Annotated in this window: 27 protein-coding genes; 4 read left to right on the top strand and 23 right to left on the bottom strand. The window is 60.0% G+C overall.

The window, feature by feature from the left end; all coding sequences use genetic code 11:
* Positions 1 to 3: 3 nt before the first annotated feature.
* From ssb to K2Q04_RS16630, 23 genes are all read right to left on the bottom strand, one after another.
* Complete coding sequence (gene ssb / locus K2Q04_RS16520) at positions 4 to 498, bottom strand: single-stranded DNA-binding protein (RefSeq protein ID WP_291165793.1); 495 nt, start codon at positions 496 to 498, stop codon at positions 4 to 6.
* A 13-nt stretch (positions 499 to 511) separates the two neighbouring features.
* A complete protein-coding gene (locus K2Q04_RS16525) occupies positions 512 to 700 on the bottom strand; it encodes a hypothetical protein (protein WP_291165794.1) in 189 nt (62 codons plus the stop codon).
* Positions 697 to 978: a hypothetical protein gene (locus K2Q04_RS16530; protein ID WP_291165795.1), complete on the bottom strand. Its 282-nt coding sequence runs from the start codon at positions 976 to 978 to the stop codon at positions 697 to 699. The genes K2Q04_RS16525 and K2Q04_RS16530 overlap by 4 nt, the downstream gene beginning before the upstream one ends.
* Positions 975 to 1,487, bottom strand: coding sequence for a hypothetical protein (locus tag K2Q04_RS16535; protein ID WP_291165796.1), 513 nt, complete (start codon positions 1,485 to 1,487; stop codon positions 975 to 977). Before K2Q04_RS16535 ends, K2Q04_RS16530 begins: the two co-directional genes overlap by 4 nt.
* Positions 1,474 to 1,908 (bottom strand): hypothetical protein, encoded by a 435-nt coding sequence (locus K2Q04_RS16540; protein ID WP_291165797.1) that lies wholly within the window; start codon positions 1,906 to 1,908, stop codon positions 1,474 to 1,476. Before K2Q04_RS16540 ends, K2Q04_RS16535 begins: the two co-directional genes overlap by 14 nt.
* A gap of 49 nt (positions 1,909 to 1,957) precedes the next feature.
* Positions 1,958 to 2,479, bottom strand: coding sequence for a macro domain-containing protein (locus K2Q04_RS16545; RefSeq protein ID WP_291165798.1), 522 nt, complete (start codon positions 2,477 to 2,479; stop codon positions 1,958 to 1,960).
* Between the two features lie 5 nt (positions 2,480 to 2,484).
* Positions 2,485 to 2,781: a hypothetical protein gene (locus tag K2Q04_RS16550; protein WP_291165799.1), complete on the bottom strand. Its 297-nt coding sequence runs from the start codon at positions 2,779 to 2,781 to the stop codon at positions 2,485 to 2,487.
* A 7-nt stretch (positions 2,782 to 2,788) separates the two neighbouring features.
* The gene (locus K2Q04_RS16555; RefSeq protein ID WP_291165800.1) at positions 2,789 to 3,205 is read right to left on the bottom strand and encodes a hypothetical protein; all 417 of its coding nucleotides are present in this window, start codon (positions 3,203 to 3,205) and stop codon (positions 2,789 to 2,791) included.
* Positions 3,206 to 3,230: 25 nt separating this feature from the next.
* Complete coding sequence (locus K2Q04_RS16560; protein WP_291165801.1) at positions 3,231 to 3,923, bottom strand: exonuclease domain-containing protein; 693 nt, start codon at positions 3,921 to 3,923, stop codon at positions 3,231 to 3,233.
* A gap of 102 nt (positions 3,924 to 4,025) precedes the next feature.
* Positions 4,026 to 4,676, bottom strand: a complete 651-nt coding sequence (locus tag K2Q04_RS16565; RefSeq protein ID WP_291165802.1) for a hypothetical protein — start codon at positions 4,674 to 4,676, stop codon at positions 4,026 to 4,028.
* Positions 4,673 to 4,867 (bottom strand): hypothetical protein, encoded by a 195-nt coding sequence (locus K2Q04_RS16570; protein WP_291165803.1) that lies wholly within the window; start codon positions 4,865 to 4,867, stop codon positions 4,673 to 4,675. Before K2Q04_RS16570 ends, K2Q04_RS16565 begins: the two co-directional genes overlap by 4 nt.
* A complete protein-coding gene (locus tag K2Q04_RS16575; RefSeq protein WP_291165804.1) occupies positions 4,864 to 5,259 on the bottom strand; it encodes a hypothetical protein in 396 nt (131 codons plus the stop codon). Before K2Q04_RS16575 ends, K2Q04_RS16570 begins: the two co-directional genes overlap by 4 nt.
* Positions 5,252 to 5,488: a hypothetical protein gene (locus tag K2Q04_RS16580; protein WP_291165805.1), complete on the bottom strand. Its 237-nt coding sequence runs from the start codon at positions 5,486 to 5,488 to the stop codon at positions 5,252 to 5,254. Before K2Q04_RS16580 ends, K2Q04_RS16575 begins: the two co-directional genes overlap by 8 nt.
* Positions 5,481 to 5,651: a hypothetical protein gene (locus tag K2Q04_RS16585; RefSeq protein ID WP_291165806.1), complete on the bottom strand. Its 171-nt coding sequence runs from the start codon at positions 5,649 to 5,651 to the stop codon at positions 5,481 to 5,483. The genes K2Q04_RS16580 and K2Q04_RS16585 overlap by 8 nt, the downstream gene beginning before the upstream one ends.
* Positions 5,652 to 5,843, bottom strand: a complete 192-nt coding sequence (locus K2Q04_RS16590) for a hypothetical protein (RefSeq protein WP_291165807.1) — start codon at positions 5,841 to 5,843, stop codon at positions 5,652 to 5,654.
* Positions 5,840 to 6,256: a hypothetical protein gene (locus tag K2Q04_RS16595; protein WP_291165808.1), complete on the bottom strand. Its 417-nt coding sequence runs from the start codon at positions 6,254 to 6,256 to the stop codon at positions 5,840 to 5,842. The genes K2Q04_RS16590 and K2Q04_RS16595 overlap by 4 nt, the downstream gene beginning before the upstream one ends.
* Positions 6,253 to 6,459, bottom strand: coding sequence for a hypothetical protein (locus tag K2Q04_RS16600; protein WP_291165809.1), 207 nt, complete (start codon positions 6,457 to 6,459; stop codon positions 6,253 to 6,255). Before K2Q04_RS16600 ends, K2Q04_RS16595 begins: the two co-directional genes overlap by 4 nt.
* Complete coding sequence (locus tag K2Q04_RS16605) at positions 6,456 to 6,794, bottom strand: hypothetical protein (protein WP_291165810.1); 339 nt, start codon at positions 6,792 to 6,794, stop codon at positions 6,456 to 6,458. Before K2Q04_RS16605 ends, K2Q04_RS16600 begins: the two co-directional genes overlap by 4 nt.
* A complete protein-coding gene (locus K2Q04_RS16610; protein WP_291165811.1) occupies positions 6,794 to 7,933 on the bottom strand; it encodes a RecT family recombinase in 1,140 nt (379 codons plus the stop codon). The genes K2Q04_RS16605 and K2Q04_RS16610 overlap by 1 nt, the downstream gene beginning before the upstream one ends.
* A complete protein-coding gene (locus K2Q04_RS16615; protein ID WP_291165812.1) occupies positions 7,933 to 8,322 on the bottom strand; it encodes a hypothetical protein in 390 nt (129 codons plus the stop codon). The genes K2Q04_RS16610 and K2Q04_RS16615 overlap by 1 nt, the downstream gene beginning before the upstream one ends.
* Before the next feature lie 34 nt (positions 8,323 to 8,356).
* Entirely contained in the window at positions 8,357 to 8,533 is a 177-nt protein-coding gene (locus K2Q04_RS16620; protein ID WP_291165813.1) for a hypothetical protein, read from the bottom strand.
* A complete protein-coding gene (locus K2Q04_RS16625; protein WP_291165814.1) occupies positions 8,530 to 9,618 on the bottom strand; it encodes a PD-(D/E)XK nuclease-like domain-containing protein in 1,089 nt (362 codons plus the stop codon). The genes K2Q04_RS16620 and K2Q04_RS16625 overlap by 4 nt, the downstream gene beginning before the upstream one ends.
* A 264-nt stretch (positions 9,619 to 9,882) precedes the next feature.
* A complete protein-coding gene (locus K2Q04_RS16630; protein ID WP_291165815.1) occupies positions 9,883 to 10,617 on the bottom strand; it encodes a LexA family transcriptional regulator in 735 nt (244 codons plus the stop codon).
* 167 nt (positions 10,618 to 10,784) lie between these two features.
* On the opposite strand from K2Q04_RS16630, the gene K2Q04_RS16635 reads away from it, so the two are divergent.
* From K2Q04_RS16635 to K2Q04_RS16650, 4 genes are all read left to right on the top strand, one after another.
* Positions 10,785 to 11,135: a YdaS family helix-turn-helix protein gene (locus K2Q04_RS16635; RefSeq protein ID WP_366935764.1), complete on the top strand. Its 351-nt coding sequence runs from the start codon at positions 10,785 to 10,787 to the stop codon at positions 11,133 to 11,135.
* A gap of 121 nt (positions 11,136 to 11,256) precedes the next feature.
* A complete protein-coding gene (locus K2Q04_RS16640; RefSeq protein WP_291165817.1) occupies positions 11,257 to 11,922 on the top strand; it encodes a GcrA family cell cycle regulator in 666 nt (221 codons plus the stop codon).
* On the top strand, positions 11,880 to 12,272 hold the full coding sequence (locus K2Q04_RS16645; RefSeq protein ID WP_291165818.1) for a hypothetical protein: 393 nt from the start codon (positions 11,880 to 11,882) through the stop codon (positions 12,270 to 12,272). Before K2Q04_RS16640 ends, K2Q04_RS16645 begins: the two co-directional genes overlap by 43 nt.
* Positions 12,273 to 12,409: 137 nt before the next feature.
* Positions 12,410 to 13,756, top strand: a complete 1,347-nt coding sequence (locus K2Q04_RS16650) for a hypothetical protein (protein WP_291165819.1) — start codon at positions 12,410 to 12,412, stop codon at positions 13,754 to 13,756.
* Positions 13,757 to 14,290: the final 534 nt, after the last annotated feature.

The following is a 14,290-nucleotide window of genomic DNA, read 5'->3' on the forward strand; positions in this document are numbered from 1 at the left end:
TCCCTAGAATGGAATTTCGGTATCGGCGTAATTGGTCGGCGGCGGCTCGGATGAAGGAAATGATTCCGATCCCGATCCCGATGGCGAAGACGTGCCGAAACGATTGGCGGTTTCTTCATCATACCCGCCCGCGTCGCGGTCATCACGACGGCCGTCGAGCAAAGTCAGTGTGCCATTAAAGCCCTGCAGAACGATCTCGGTGGTGAACCTTTCGACATTGTTCTTGTCGCTGTATTTGCGCGTCGCGAGCTGGCCCTCGACGTAGAGCTTTGAGCCCTTCTTGACGTACTGGTCGACGATCTTGGCGATGTTCTCATTATAAACGACGACGCGATGCCACTCGGTTTTTTCCTTCTTCTCGCCCGTCGCCTTGTCGCGCCAGGACTCGCTCGTCGCCAGCGAAAACATGGCAATTTGCTTGCCCGATTGCGTCGTCTTGATATCGGGGTCCTTGCCGACGTTGCCGACGACGATCGCCTTGTTGACACTTCCCGCCATGTCTCTTCCTCTCTTAAGACGCGACGCCGGGCGCAAGAGCGGTCGTGTGCTCCTGCGCGCGCCGTGCGGCTGCGTTGATCTTGCCTGCCAGCTGCAGGCCGATGTTCATTTTCGAGCCATCCGTCAGCACGACCTCCAGCCATTGGAAGCCTTTGCCGTCGCCGCAGATGTTGACGTCGCCATCAATGTAAAGCTTGCTCATGCCGCCTCCTGCTTCGCGGCCTCGATCGCAGCGTCGCCGAGTTCCTTTCGCTTGCTGGCCATCGCCAGGCCGATCTCGTAAGCGCGCTCTGCGATCGCCGCAGCGCTCCAGTGGGCAGGCACCATCGCGATGATTGGCGCGAGAGCATGGGCCGCGAAGAAGTCGGCTACCGACACGCCGGCGTAGATGATCTCCGAGTCCTCATCCCGGAACTGGCTCGGGAAGGCCGCATCAAATGTCTTGAACATCATGTCGGCCAAGTTTTCGCCCTTGCTCATAGGCCGATATCTCCCATGCCGCCGACGCGGCGCTCGAACTTCGGCGCCATCTCCGCGCCTTCCGATTTGCCGGTGCATTCGTGTACCGAGACCAGATCCGTCTCGGTACGCTGAAGCACTTCGTCGGCGAAGACCCAGATTTTGCGCGGCACCTTGAGGTCGCCGGTCAAGAACATTTTCCCCGCCTGCGTGATCTTCCAGGCCTGCTTCGTGCGGCCCTTGCCGACACTGACCTCCACTTTTTCAGCAAGGCTCCAGTGAGCGAGTCGCGGGTAATCACGCTGCTTGGCGACGCGATCGGGAAAATCCTTCGGGAAAACCGGCCCATGATCGCGCATGTAGCGGAGAGCATCGACCATAATGGCATTGATCGAACGCTCCGTACGCTGAACGACACGGTCGCAGCACGGACACATGATCGGCTGATCGGTAGCGAGCGCCAGCTGGATCTCGCGGCGGGCGAGGCCGACGCCGCGCCTGGCTTCTTCTGAGGTCTCAGGCGCTTCCATCGGCGGCTCCATTGAGGGTCGCCGCATTGGCATCCGTCGTCGTCGTGAAGTTAACGGACATGGCGACTTCGGAGAGTGTGATTGTATTGTTCGGCGGCAGGTTGCTCGCACCGCTGATGTCGTCCACGACAATCGGCGGTGCCACGTCCCCGGCCTTGTCGCCGTTTTTCAGAAACTCATAGAAGGCACGCGCCGCCTCGAGGACCTTTTCGTAGCCGAAGTGACCGCCGCAGGTTCGAACGGCATCGCCCAAGGCGATCTTGCGCAGCTCGCGCAATTCCATGACGTCATCCTCGATCCCGAGGGGATCGAGCTCCGCCTCGAGCTTCAGGCGAGCCGCCCAAGTGGGGTCCTGCTTCTCGATCGCCCACTGCTGCGTGAGGTTGCGCGTCGAGGTCCGGTACGGGTTCTTGAAGGCCATGGTCGTGTTCCTTTGTGCGAGTGTCGCCCAACCCAGAAGTCAAGGCAGGCTAGACTACTTTGGCGTCCTTGTTCCGCGAAGCCGGTTTCGGCAGCGGTTTCTTCACTTTTTCGTCCGTGTGCGGCGGATAAAGCTCAACTTCAACCTCGGGCGCGATCGTGCCGAAGGCTTTTTCGATCACCTTTTTGACGACCGGCCAAGCCAGCCCACCCTTGCCGCAACCAAGAGCTGGAATGGCGATCGACTTGATTTTCAGTTGCTTGCAGCGCTCAGCCAGGATCTCTGCGGCGGCAACGATCCACTCTATCTTCGACGGCCGCGACCAGTGATCCTTGGTGGCGACATGAAAGATGGTGCGCGGGGTGCGCCGGCCGTCGGCATGCGACAGCACGCGGCCGGGCTCCAGCGTGTGTTCCTGGCAGGCGTTCTTGTAGCCGATGCAGCGGTCGGGATAGCGCAACCAGAATTCCTTGGCGAGGCCCGCGCCCATCACGCCGAAACAGTTGACGGGATTGCAGTAGGCCTCCGCCTTGGACTCGAACATGTCGTCTTTGACGATCGTAACCGGCATTCCACCTACTCCACTTTCCGTCGCGACTTGGCATTGCCGCGCACGGTCGTTGCTTGTTTCCGGATGCGATCGAACTCCATCGGCCGAGATGGCTCCGGCACTTCCTGCGCCGCGTTACGATCGCGCACGAACGCCATGATTTCTTTCATGGCGTTCGAGGAATACGCGATCAGGAAACCGCCGACGAGGACCATACCAATGGCGCCGATCGCCGTGCCGACCAGCTGAAGGAAGGCTCCGATCAAGCCGAAGGAACCGATCACCCAGCCGACAAACAGGCAAAACCATTCGCGTTCAGTCATGTCGTCCTCAGGCGGGGACGGGCTCCCCGGGTTCCTCGATCTCATCGTCTTCCGTCAGATAAACGGCAAAAGGTCCGTCCTCGGAGTTGTTGCGCGCGACCAACTCCCAGCCAGGCATGGCCGGCGGTATCCACTCCGCCAACACCAGCTCGCCGCGCGCCCATGCCTCGTTCAAGGCTCCGGCTTCGATGTCGTCTTTCATCGAAACCACCAGCATTTTAAAGCCGTAAGCCTTGACGATGTTGGCCGCCGTCTCGTTGCCGACGGCATAATGAAACATCACCGGGCCGAACGAGCCGTCCTTGTAGTAAACGAGCATGGTGGGCGGCGGCATCTCATCGTCGAAGAAAAAATTGCGCTCAAGGTTACGCGCCTCTTCGTCGACCGCTTCGGCTGGTCTCTCTTCGGTTTGCGCTTCGCTCATCGTCCTCTCTTTTGGGTGGGTACGCTCACGCAGCTTTCGTACGCCGCCGCTCCAATTCGAAGCGGGCGGTGTAGAGGGCATCGGGGTCCATGTTCTTCTGCTTCAGGACCCACTGCAGGTAGTCGGCGGGCACCTGCTCGATTGGGGTGCCCTGGTGCATGCCGAAGAAAAAGCGCGGCAGATAAAGTGGTGCGTTCGTCCACTCGACGAGCGTCGCAAAGTTCGCGACCTTGAGGAGCTCGGTCATGATGGCGCCGGTGACGAGAATGTCGGAATGAGCGCGGTGCGGCACGATCTTGGCGCGGTCGACGCCGAGCGGATTGATGAGGCCCTTGGCGTAGCGAATGACTTCGTTCTTATAGGACGGCAGATCGCGCCAGGCGCGGACGGCGCAGCGGTAGGTGCAGACCCAGACCTTCTTGCCGATCAGCGGCTCGAGGAAGTCGCGCTCCATTTCGAAATTGTGGGCGACGTAGGCGTCGGCGCCGTCATAATCGCCGATGACCTCGCGCATCTTGGGCGATTGCACCACGTCGGCATCAATGATGCCATGCACGGCCGAGCTCTCTGGCGGAATGGGCCGGCCCGGATTGACCAGCGTCGACTGGGCGTTGACGAAGGTGCCGCCGGCCTTCAGATCGATACTGGCGATCTCGATAATGGCGTCGTTGACGGGGTCGAGGCCGGTGGTTTCGAGATCAATGACTTTGAGGACCATGCAGGCTCGCAGCTCGTTTTCGATTTTCCACTCAGACCAGCACGCTACGAGAGGTCTGGTCGTATCGGTTTCGCACTCAAAAGTCTAGCGCTGCTTGACTTTTTACGCATCGTTCTTACGCGGCAGGGGACGGACGCGCGACACCCGGGGTTTGAGCTTGCCGTCAACCCCCTTGACGATGGGGTTGTCTTTGTTTGTCGCCATCTTGCGGCCCTTGGCGAAGCCCGAGCGGGTGAAGGCGCCGCCCTTACCGAAACTGGGGCGCGGTGTTTCGGCCCTCCCAAGCCCCGGCTTTTCGTCGAGCTCGTCGATGACATCCGGCGCAAAGTGGCCGCGCGCACCAGAGCCTGTGGCACGGCTCACCGGCTCCGGCTCGGCGCGGCCGGCTTTCACCTCCATGCGCGCCTTGTGCTCGGCAGTGGCGGCGATGACGCGGCGATCCTTGTCGCGGGTCTTGATGTCCTTTTTCGTCTTCGTCTGATGGTGGACGATCGTCTTGGCGAAGATGTAGGCCGGATCGTTCGCCTCCGGAATCGTATCGCCGTTCCATTCGTCCCAGTCGCGATTGACAAGCGCCGGGTCGTGATCGAACTGGACGTTGTCCATGCTGCCGAGTTTTTCATTGCAGCCGCAGCCGCAGCGGCCCTCCTGACGGACGAGAACCTCCATCTTGATCTTCGGCGGCATCGGCGGCCGGTAATCCTTCGGCCGGGGGATCTTCTGCATGCCAGGGTCGGTTGTCGGTTTTTTCATCTTCTCCATCCTCCCTTGGCCGAGGCGTGACCATCTTCGAAGGCGCGCTTGAGGATCCTCATGGCGTGGTCGAACTTGCCGTGATCACCGTCGCAGACGCGATAGAGCAGCGTCGTCACGAGTGGCACGGGCTTACCATTGATCAGGAAATTCCCATCGCGAGCGTGAATGCACCATTCGTCAAAGGTCATCCGTCGCTACCCACGATTTTGCGCACCTCGAGGCTCGCTTTGGATGCCGCATCGAACAGCACCGCAAATTCGTTCCAGTCCTCAATTTCCGTCACCAACGCGCCGTCGCCGATAAATTGCGCGCGGAAATTATCCGCTGCTTTCAGGGCTTTTCGAAGCGTGTCGACCTGGGCTCTGAGTTTTCCGATCTCGGAAAGCTCATCCCGCCAGCCGGGGATGAGCTCATCCAACTCGCGGGTGCCAAAGCCGCCTCGGCAATTCTTGCCCTCGAGGTCGATCAACGCCTCTTGCTTGCCGTACTTCTTGCAGTAGGCATCGTAAGCGCGCAGATGCATTGACCACGGGATACCCGCACTGAAGCCCTGCACTGGGGCCCGCTTCTCACTAGCCATGATCGCTTCCGACGATTTTGCGCATCTGGATCGGATCGAGCGCCAGAACGCGGCAGAACGCCTTGAAGGCTTCGTCAGCTCGATAGCCGCCCATGACGAAATCTCTGTCATGCCAGCCGATGAACTTGATGACGGCCAAAATATCGCCGCTGAGTTGGTCCTTGCGCTCGCCGGCTTTGTAACCGCCGCGCTCGATGTATTTGTCAGCTATGTGCTTTGGATCAGTCATCGTTCCTCGCAAGAAGATCTGTGAGCGCGTCATCCGTTAGGAACTTTTGCAGCCGCGTGATTGTTGCCTCGGCATAGGGGTAGAGATCGCCTTCATCGACGCGCTTGTCGGTCGGCGTGATCGCCCACAGCCGCAACAGATCCATGATCAGTTCGTCGTGCATTTACTGCGGCACCCCCGGCGCAACAGAGGCGAGCAGACAGACATTCGTCAGCACGTAATGCTGGGACTCGAGCGCTTTCGACGCCGCGAGACATTCGGCAAGATCATCAAAACGCATGATTGCTGGACCACCCCAGGCAAAATTACCGACGCCACCGCCCACCAGAAGATAGAGAACATAGAAGGTCTTCATCGCGGAACCTCCTTGCAGCGACGCAAGTAGAGCGCCATCGGCCCATCTTCGGCGTCAAATTTCCCGACAAGATCCCAGCCGGCAACTTGGGGCGGCTGCCATCGCAGCAGGACGTCTGAGCAGCCCTTCTCGAAATAGTCGATGAAGATAGGGTCATCGTCCTCAACCACGTTTTCCATCGAGACGCCCTTGAGATCGAAGCCTTGCTCAAGAGCGATGGCGCGGAGATCAATGCCTTCGCCAGCAAAGTGAAACATCATCGGCAAGAACGATCCGTCAGCGTAGTGCACGATGTCGTCGGGCTTCGGCAACTCGTGGCCGTTCATGCCGAACTCGGCGCGGTAATCGGTCTGGCGCGTATGGTTCGACCAGCTGCGCTTGGAGAGGAGAGGGCCGGGGCCGTAGGCGCTCACGCTACGTTCCTCCGTATCTGCCGCTCCTCGATGATCTTCCAGAGCCGCTCGGCGACGTCGTCGCCGGTGCCGATGAAAAACAGGTAGGGATCTCTTCGGAAGGCCATCCAGAGCGCCTCGCTGGTTGAGACCTTTTCGGCAAACTCCCAGTGATCGATGCACCTGAGGATACGCAGCGCGTTGTGAAATTCCGGCAGGCTCATTGGACCACCTTCCCCTCTTTTTCGCGCATGGCTTCGCCGGCCCGGCGGCCGAGCTCGAAAATCTCCTCCGGCGACTTCTGTCCATCCTTGGCGGCGCCGAGGAACGGATGGACGGTGTCGTAGAGCTCTTCAACGCGCAGACGCGTGGCATGGTCGTAATAGCCCGCGAAATAGCCGACGTTGCGCTTGGCGATGACGGTCAGGAAGGCATCGCTGACGCCCTCCATCGCTTTGCGCAGCTGCACGATCATGGCATCGAGGCAGGCGTCGGCCTCCGCCCTCGTCTGGACCTCCATGGCCTGCTGCAACAGCTGAAATTGCGGCGAGTCGGTCATCACGCCCTCCTGCGCTGGGTCGATGTCGATTTTTTCGCCGTCTTCGAAGGCGACGACAGGCGCTGAACGGCCGCCTGCCACTGCTCGTTGGCGCGCAGCTTTTCTTCTCGCGTCCCGATGGCGTCCATGTCGGCCTTGAGCTCATGCGCGAGACGTTTCGCGTCGGCAAGCGTCTCGGCCTGCTCGAGGCCGCGCGCAAAGAGCTCGAAGATGCTTATCGTCGAGGGACCATCCTCCTCGTCGGTGACGCCGAAATCGAGCGAGACGTCCGGCTCGGCCGGCCGCGACGGCATGGCGATAACCTCGGCGTCGATCGTCTTGGCGTTTCGAGGCGGCGGCATCGGCTCTTCCGCCGGCGGATTGAGCGGATCGCCGTTTTCGTCGAAATCGTCGAGGCTGTGGTCTTTGAGCGGATTGTCGCCGGCGGCGCGCGGGCCGAGCAGGTTCTGGCCTTCGAGAACGGGCGCAAAAGCGTCTTCGCGCGTGATGATGCGGCGACCTTCGTCCGACAGCGGCACCATCTTGGCGCCACGGTGAATGACGCTCTTCTTGGCCATTTCGCCGTACCAGTCGCGCCAGGCCTCGCCGTTGGGGTTCTGGCTCTTGCGGCGCACGTCCTCGATGTCGTTCCGGAGCATCACGGCGGTGTGGATGATCTGGTCGTTGAGGCCCTTGAAGTGCACGTAGGCGGCGCGCACAAGGCCACGGTCCTCAACCTCGGTGTTGGGGCGCCAATCGACAATCAGCTTGTTGTCGCGCGTGTAGACCTCGAAGAAATCCGCCTGGTAGACAGCCTGGCAGTCGATGCCGGTGACGTCGCCGAGGTCCTTCAGGCGCTCGAGGATGCCCTGGTACATGGGCATGTACTGCGCCAGGTACTGCTTGGTCTTTCGCTCGAAGAACGGCACCAGGATGGCGCGACGGCCATCGAAGATCATGCCGTCGTTGACGGCCTTCTGGCATTCGGCGACGACCGAGACCGGATCGCAGCGGAGCAGCTCGGGATGGCTTGCCACCCAGACATCAAGAGAGGAGAGGAAGCGGTCGAGCCGGTAGCCCTTCGGCATCAGCTCCTTGAAGCTGTCCTCGTGTCCGCGAACATCCTCACGCAGCGCAAGCGCAGTCGAATAGCGCGACATCAGGCGGCCTCCTGCTTAGCAAAATCCGGCAGCCGCTCCTTGACGAGCTTGAGCGCTTCATCGGCGTTGAAGGCCTCCGCCTTGCCGTCGATGGCGGCCAGCAACTGATGCCGGGATTTGAGGCCCAACTGCACGGCGCGGAGCGCGGCGATCGTCTTCACAGTCGATGAACCGCACACGTATTTATAGAGCATCCAGATTTTCTCCTCGTAGATCTCGAGGGTGTCGAGGAACAGCACCGCGCCGATGCCGCCCATGACGTTGTCGGGATCGATGCTCGCGGTTTCCTTGAGGATGTTGGTCAGCACGATCGCGGCGCCTGGATTGCCGCCGGCGAGCTTGACGATGACGTCCATGGTGCTCAGGTCGAGTGAGTGAATACGGGTCATTTGGCCCCTCTATTGCGAGCAGCTTGATGTTTCATCACCTCAACCCCGCGAAGACGTCGTCCATCAGCTTCACCGCCTTGAGGACCTTCTTCTTGGCCTTCGCCAGCTTGCGCTTGTCGGCAGCGCCGTAGGTCTCAAGCTCGGCGATGCGCCGGAGCATCGGTTGGGCGTCGTCTTGAAAGATGGTTTCGGGACCTTCGACCTTCGTCATGCGGCGTTCCCGAGCCATGAGGGCAGGTCCTGTCCGGTGACGAGCTCGACCGGGTCCATGACGAGCCACATTTCGCGGCCGAAGCGTTCGTAGAACTCGGTGTAGGTTTTGAGACCACGCTTCCTGTCATCGCAGGCGAGATCGAAGGCTGGATCATCGCGGCGGAACTCATAGCCTTTGGCGAGCGGTGGCCCGCCCTTGCCGAACATGACCCACACCCAGGTAAAATCCGTAGTCTTCGCAAAGACGTTGAGCCACTTCTGCGTCGGCATCGTCGGCCGCTGCACGATCTCGCCGGTGTCTTCGTCGTAATGCTCGAGCGTGCGGCCGCCCGTCATGTCGAAGACCTTGCCCTCAGTGACGAACTGGCGTGCCATGTCGCGCGCCGTCTGATAGTGCGCGCACTGCATATCGTAGCGGTACATGGCGATGGCGCGATGGACGAGGCGATCGAAGGTCAAGTCATCGCGGTTGGTCAGGATCGACTTCAAGTCGACGGTGGCCTTGAGCTTCAGGTAATCGATGCGCGCCTTGCACGGCACGCCGTCCTCGACCCAGAAGACCGAAACTTCCGAAAAACCGTCGCGGAACGACGGCTGCAGGTGCGGGTTTTTGGAGATCATGGCGCCGGAGAGCAGGATTTCGGCATGCATGCCGGGCTTGAGCAAGGTTTTACCGCCAGCCTCGGCGGCAGCGACGATTTCATCCCAAAAGGTCGCCTCGGGGTCGGCAGCCTTGAGGCGCTCGATAAGAACGGCCTTATTGCCGGAGACGGGGAGGCCGAGGGCGGCCAGCTTTGCCTTGATGTCGTCGACGATGCGGCAGCAGCCCGGGTATTCATCGATGACCGGCGCCCGCGCGAAGCTTTCATCGAACGCGCTACGGCCCTCGAGCGTCAGCTTATGGAAGGCGCGGCCCCAGATGTAGGCATCGCTCTCCTTTTTCTCCTCCCGGAGCGGGTTCATCCAGCTTTCCCACCAGTAGTGTGGGCCGGAATAGCGAAGCCGCGCCACCGAATGCGAGCCGAGCGACGGGTCGGCGTGGTAGACGTCATCGGCCAGCCCGAAATAGATCCCAGGCGCCATAGGCTGACGCTCAGGCAAGGCGCCAGCCCCTGACGGCTCTGGCGGCGGTTCGGGCGCGAAACTCTCTGGGGAAACGGACTCGTCCAAGAGATGACCTCATTAACACTCTGCAACGGGACTCAATCGGCCTTCGGCTGTTGAGCTATTGTCAGAGTATCATCACATTTAACCTCCATAAGGTCAATGAAGGCTAGACTTTATGCGCAACAAAAGACCGCAACGGCGAATCGCCGGCGGTCTTTCTCGGAATACCAGATGTCAGGGTTAGCGGCGGATCAGGCGCACATGCTCCACGAGAGTGCCAAGAAAAACAAACTCGGTGTCGGCGGCAATTTCAATATCGTCGTAACCCGGATTGTCGGCGCTCAGCTTGAAGGGTGCAGTCAGTTTTTTGGTGAGGCCGGAAGCTTTGTAGCGGCGGAAAAAGAGGTCGCCGGATTTGGGTACGCCAATCAAAAAACAATCGCCAGGGTCGGGCTGGACGGCCGGGTCGATCGTAATAACGTCGCCCTGCATGATCGGGTGTCTGCCGCCGTCCATCGCATTGTCGAAAATCTCAACCGAAATGGCCTTATTCGAACAGTCGGCATAGCACTGCCGCCGTTCTTGCACTTCTTCCGGCGCGACGTCCCCGATGGCAAATTTGATGATATCGTCGTAGCGGATCTTGGGAACGAAGCGGCCGCGCGTGACCTTCAATTTGCCAACGGAGCCGCCCTCTTTGGAGCCCCTGTTGCCCGTTAGAATGTAATCGATGGAGCAGCCATAGATCACAGCCAGTCGCGACATGTCAGTAATAGACAGTTCGGCACGCGCGAGTTCGTAGTGACAGATGCTCTGCTTGGACAGCCCAAGCACCCGTGCAACCTGTTGCTGGGTCATGTCGGCTTGTTTGCGGGCCTCCTTGAGGCGCTTGCCGATCGCAATTAACTCGTTCTGCATGCTGTTTTTTCGGGGGTCCCTGAGACGCTTGCCGATCGCCGTGATGTTATTTTTCATCCGGCTTCCATTACAATGAGGGGATAAGGGGTCAAGCAGTCAAGTTCGACTAGACTATAGCGATTGACAAAAAATATCATGGTGCTTAACTTCCGTTGGCGTAAGTTGCTTGGTCAAAATAGAGAACCTGTATGTCAGCTTTTTTCGACATTGCCCCAAAGTCCGGAATGGGACGAACGTCGAGCAACGACTTGGTTAAGGAAGAGACAAAGCTATCGCCTCCCAAGTCGCGGAAATTGAACCTGAAGGGCGGTCCTCGCCGTGACGCGCATTCCCGCGACCTCCTCCGTGATGAGGCGCTTCTGCGGGCCTTTCGCGCCGTTGGCGGCCAATCGGCCCTGGCCCTGCTTCTCAACCGCAGCAAGCAGGCCACCTGGCACTGGCTGCGCGTGCCATCGCAATACGTGCTGAAAGTCGAAGAACTCACGGGCATCTCTCGCTACGAGCTGCGACCGGATCTCTACCCCCGCGAAGAGGTTCGCAAGGGCGCCGGCAAGGAGGTTTCACGGGCGCATTAGTTTCGTTGGATGTCAACAGTATCACCCTCCTTTATCCCTAGTGCCAGTTCGGCCCAAGGCCCTAGTTCGAGTGGCGTAGCGGCAATAGTCGCAGAGAAATAACGCAACCGAACAGGGACCCATGGCCCAGAAGCCTCCGCAACCGAAAGCGACGTACGCCAGCGTTAATCCGCCGTGGTCGGAGCGCGACGAACAACACCTGATTGCCGGCTGGAACAAGGGCAAAAACTCAACCCAACTCGGCTTTGAGCTCAACCGTAGCGCCAGCGCCATCGTCGGCAAAGTCATCCGCCTACGGAAGAGTGGTGTCAATCTCGTTGACCACGAACGGCCGCTGATCACGCCCAACAGCCCAAGACCGGCGTCGGCGCGTCGGGAGAAAAATTCTCCAGAGCCGCAATCGTCGAGCCAGGCGCTGGTCACACCACGATGCACGCCCTCGCCCATAGCACGCAAGCATCTGCAAGTACGTCGAAAAAAATGCACCACCGGTGTCTGGCCGGAGGATCTCGCCGATCATCATTGCCGGTGGCCGAAGGGCGACCCGCAGGACAAGGAGTTCCATCATTGCGGCAAACAAAGAGCTCCTGGGATCTCGTACTGTCCCTCGCACGCAAAGCTTGCCTTTCCGCAGCTGACTTCTTCGCAGATGTCGGCGATGACGACGATCGCCGACGCGATGGAGGCGGCACGCAAGAAAGGTCAGCCGCAACCCTTTCGCAATCCCGTCGCGGCGCTGAAAGATTGCCAAGAGTCGTTGAAGCGCAAAGAGCTCTCAACCAGCTGAAGTCGCCTGCCGACGACGGAGATCTTTCGTCCGACCTCGCGATCGACGTCGAGCTGCCGCTGCCCCGTAGCATCCAACCGGAGTCGATCGCCTCGTGGGTCATCGACGCCTTGACGATCATCTCCAATTCGGGTGCACGCGTCGTCGAAGGCCCAGCGGCTTTGCTGATCGAATTGCCACACCGCATCGTTCACGGCACTCCATCCGGCGTCCTTTACTCGGTTGAACTTGTCAAAGCGCTTCTGATGCGCGAGAAATTCGTCGAAGGTCCAGAGGCTCTTGCCGACGTGTGTATTCGGCAAGGCGAACGCCCTGGCATCTATGTTGCGCTGAAGCCGTTCGCGGTCTGACGCCGATCTTCTAGTCCAGTCGGTATAGTCGGTAATCAGCGCGCCTCTCGCTTTGCGAGATCGCCCCCAGTCGATCCAATTCAAGTTCATTTGCAGCGGTGCGCAACGGCGTCCCGCTCACGAGGGGACTTTGCCAAATGCCAACCAAAGATGAAATTCTGCGGGGAGGCGACGCTGCGATCGGCAGCGCGTTGATCCTTGTTTTTCTGTCGGCGTCGTTCATGGCCGATCTCTACGGCGTCTCCGCCGTCATGGACAACCAGCTCTCGATCTGGAACCAGTGTCTGATCGCCGGCGGGTGCGTCATGGTCAAGGCTTGCGGCCTGATCAAGACGCGCTCCGCCTGGCGTGACGGCTTCTGGCCCTCCGCCATCGCCATGGGCTTTCTAACGGTCATGGCGCTCGTCGTCTCGATCACCAACGAGATGACCTACTACAACACCAACTACTCCGGGAAATCGGCGCGCCTCGCTGGCGACGTCACGGTGTCGATGGATACCGCCAAGGAAAAATCCGAGATCGAGGATCGCCTTGCCAAGGCCGGCAGCCTTCGCCCGCGCGGCACCATCGAAGGCGAAATCACGGAAGCACTGGCGTCGCCCGTTAAAGGCGACCGCGCCGAACGCTCGCTCGGCATGCTGACGAAGAACTGCACGGCGGCGAAGAGTCCGCATTACGATCAGTGCCGCGATGTTCTCTCGCTGCGCTCCGAACTTGCCAATGCCATCGAGCTCGCGCCGCAGGTCGAAAAGGATCAGGCGCGGCTCGAAGTCATTCGCGCCTCCAAGGCCTGGGTGACCACGATCGGCGAGGTCAATCCCGGCGCCGGCTTCTGGGTGCGCTCCTACAATCGCTTCGTTGATTGGAAGGGCTGGGGCAAGGAGCATTACATCACCAACCAGGACGGCCAGGATGCACTCGTCGTCGTGCTCATGCTGGTGCTGCAGAGCTTGAATTTGTTCCTGCCCTTCGCCTGGTTCTACAAGAAGGCAGACAGCGTTGCCGTCAAGAAGGCCATCGCCGGCCTCGTCGATCGCGCGAGCGACATGCCGTTGGCCGTCGAGAAGATCTCCAACGACAACGCGCGTATCGAAACCAAGAAGGCGGTCAAAAGGCTGGAGGCTGCAGCGACGGAGATTTCCGTCGCCAAGCCGAAGCCGATTGCGCTTCTGAAGAACAACGACATCAAGGGATTTGCCGATCGGTGCTGCGTTTTCAACCCTGGCTTTGCAGTACATCAGGGCGATGCGTACGCCGCATATCTGCAGGCCATCGGTGACAAGAACCCGCTGAGCTCGAAAGCCTTCCGCCAGCAACTCATGCTTCTGCCTGAGGCGCTGGGCGTGACGGAGTTCACCGGCTCGACGGGACAGAAGAGCTACAAGGGTTTCAAGCTGACACCGGTTGGCCTGCAGCTCCTTGGCAATGATCCCATGATTACGGCCGCCGACGCGGTGAAGGACAGGTTCGCCGACGCCGCCTGACCCGCCGGCGCTTTTCTGTTTGCGCCGAGCGGGCACGTGCGTTGCGTTGGTTCGCGTCTGTTCGCGTTGGAGTGAGTGAGCGTTTCACCAGGATGATTGAATGACAGTGAAAACTCGCAAATCGCATGAGCCCGGCAGCCGTTCACGGCCGCCGTAGGAAGAGGGAGAAACTTCCACATGCTCACACGGCCTCGGAAGCCTGGAGCAACCGGCGACATCCCCAATGTCTGAGCCGCGTACAGTCTTCCGAGGATCTGACTTCCGACCCAAGCACTAGCGTAAGGCGTCCGCCAGTCTCCCGTTCCGCAACCATCAGGGCTCCCTGGATTTGATCCACACCCTCCGGTCTCCGGTTCGAGTTGCATCAGGAGAGGCAATTGGGACACGGGTCGACCCGATTGCGGCGGAACGATCCTAGAACTCCTGGCAAGCCCATTGCGAAGCGATGCGAGGGCATGTCAGTTTCGGCGAGTTAAATTTGCTGAAACCTTCTTGGCCGCTTGGCCACATCGTTCCAGCAGCCTTAATCGACGG

Origin of the sequence: Hyphomicrobium sp. (assembly GCF_019753045.1) — a bacterium.
Lineage (GTDB): Bacteria > Pseudomonadota > Alphaproteobacteria > Rhizobiales > Hyphomicrobiaceae > Hyphomicrobium_B.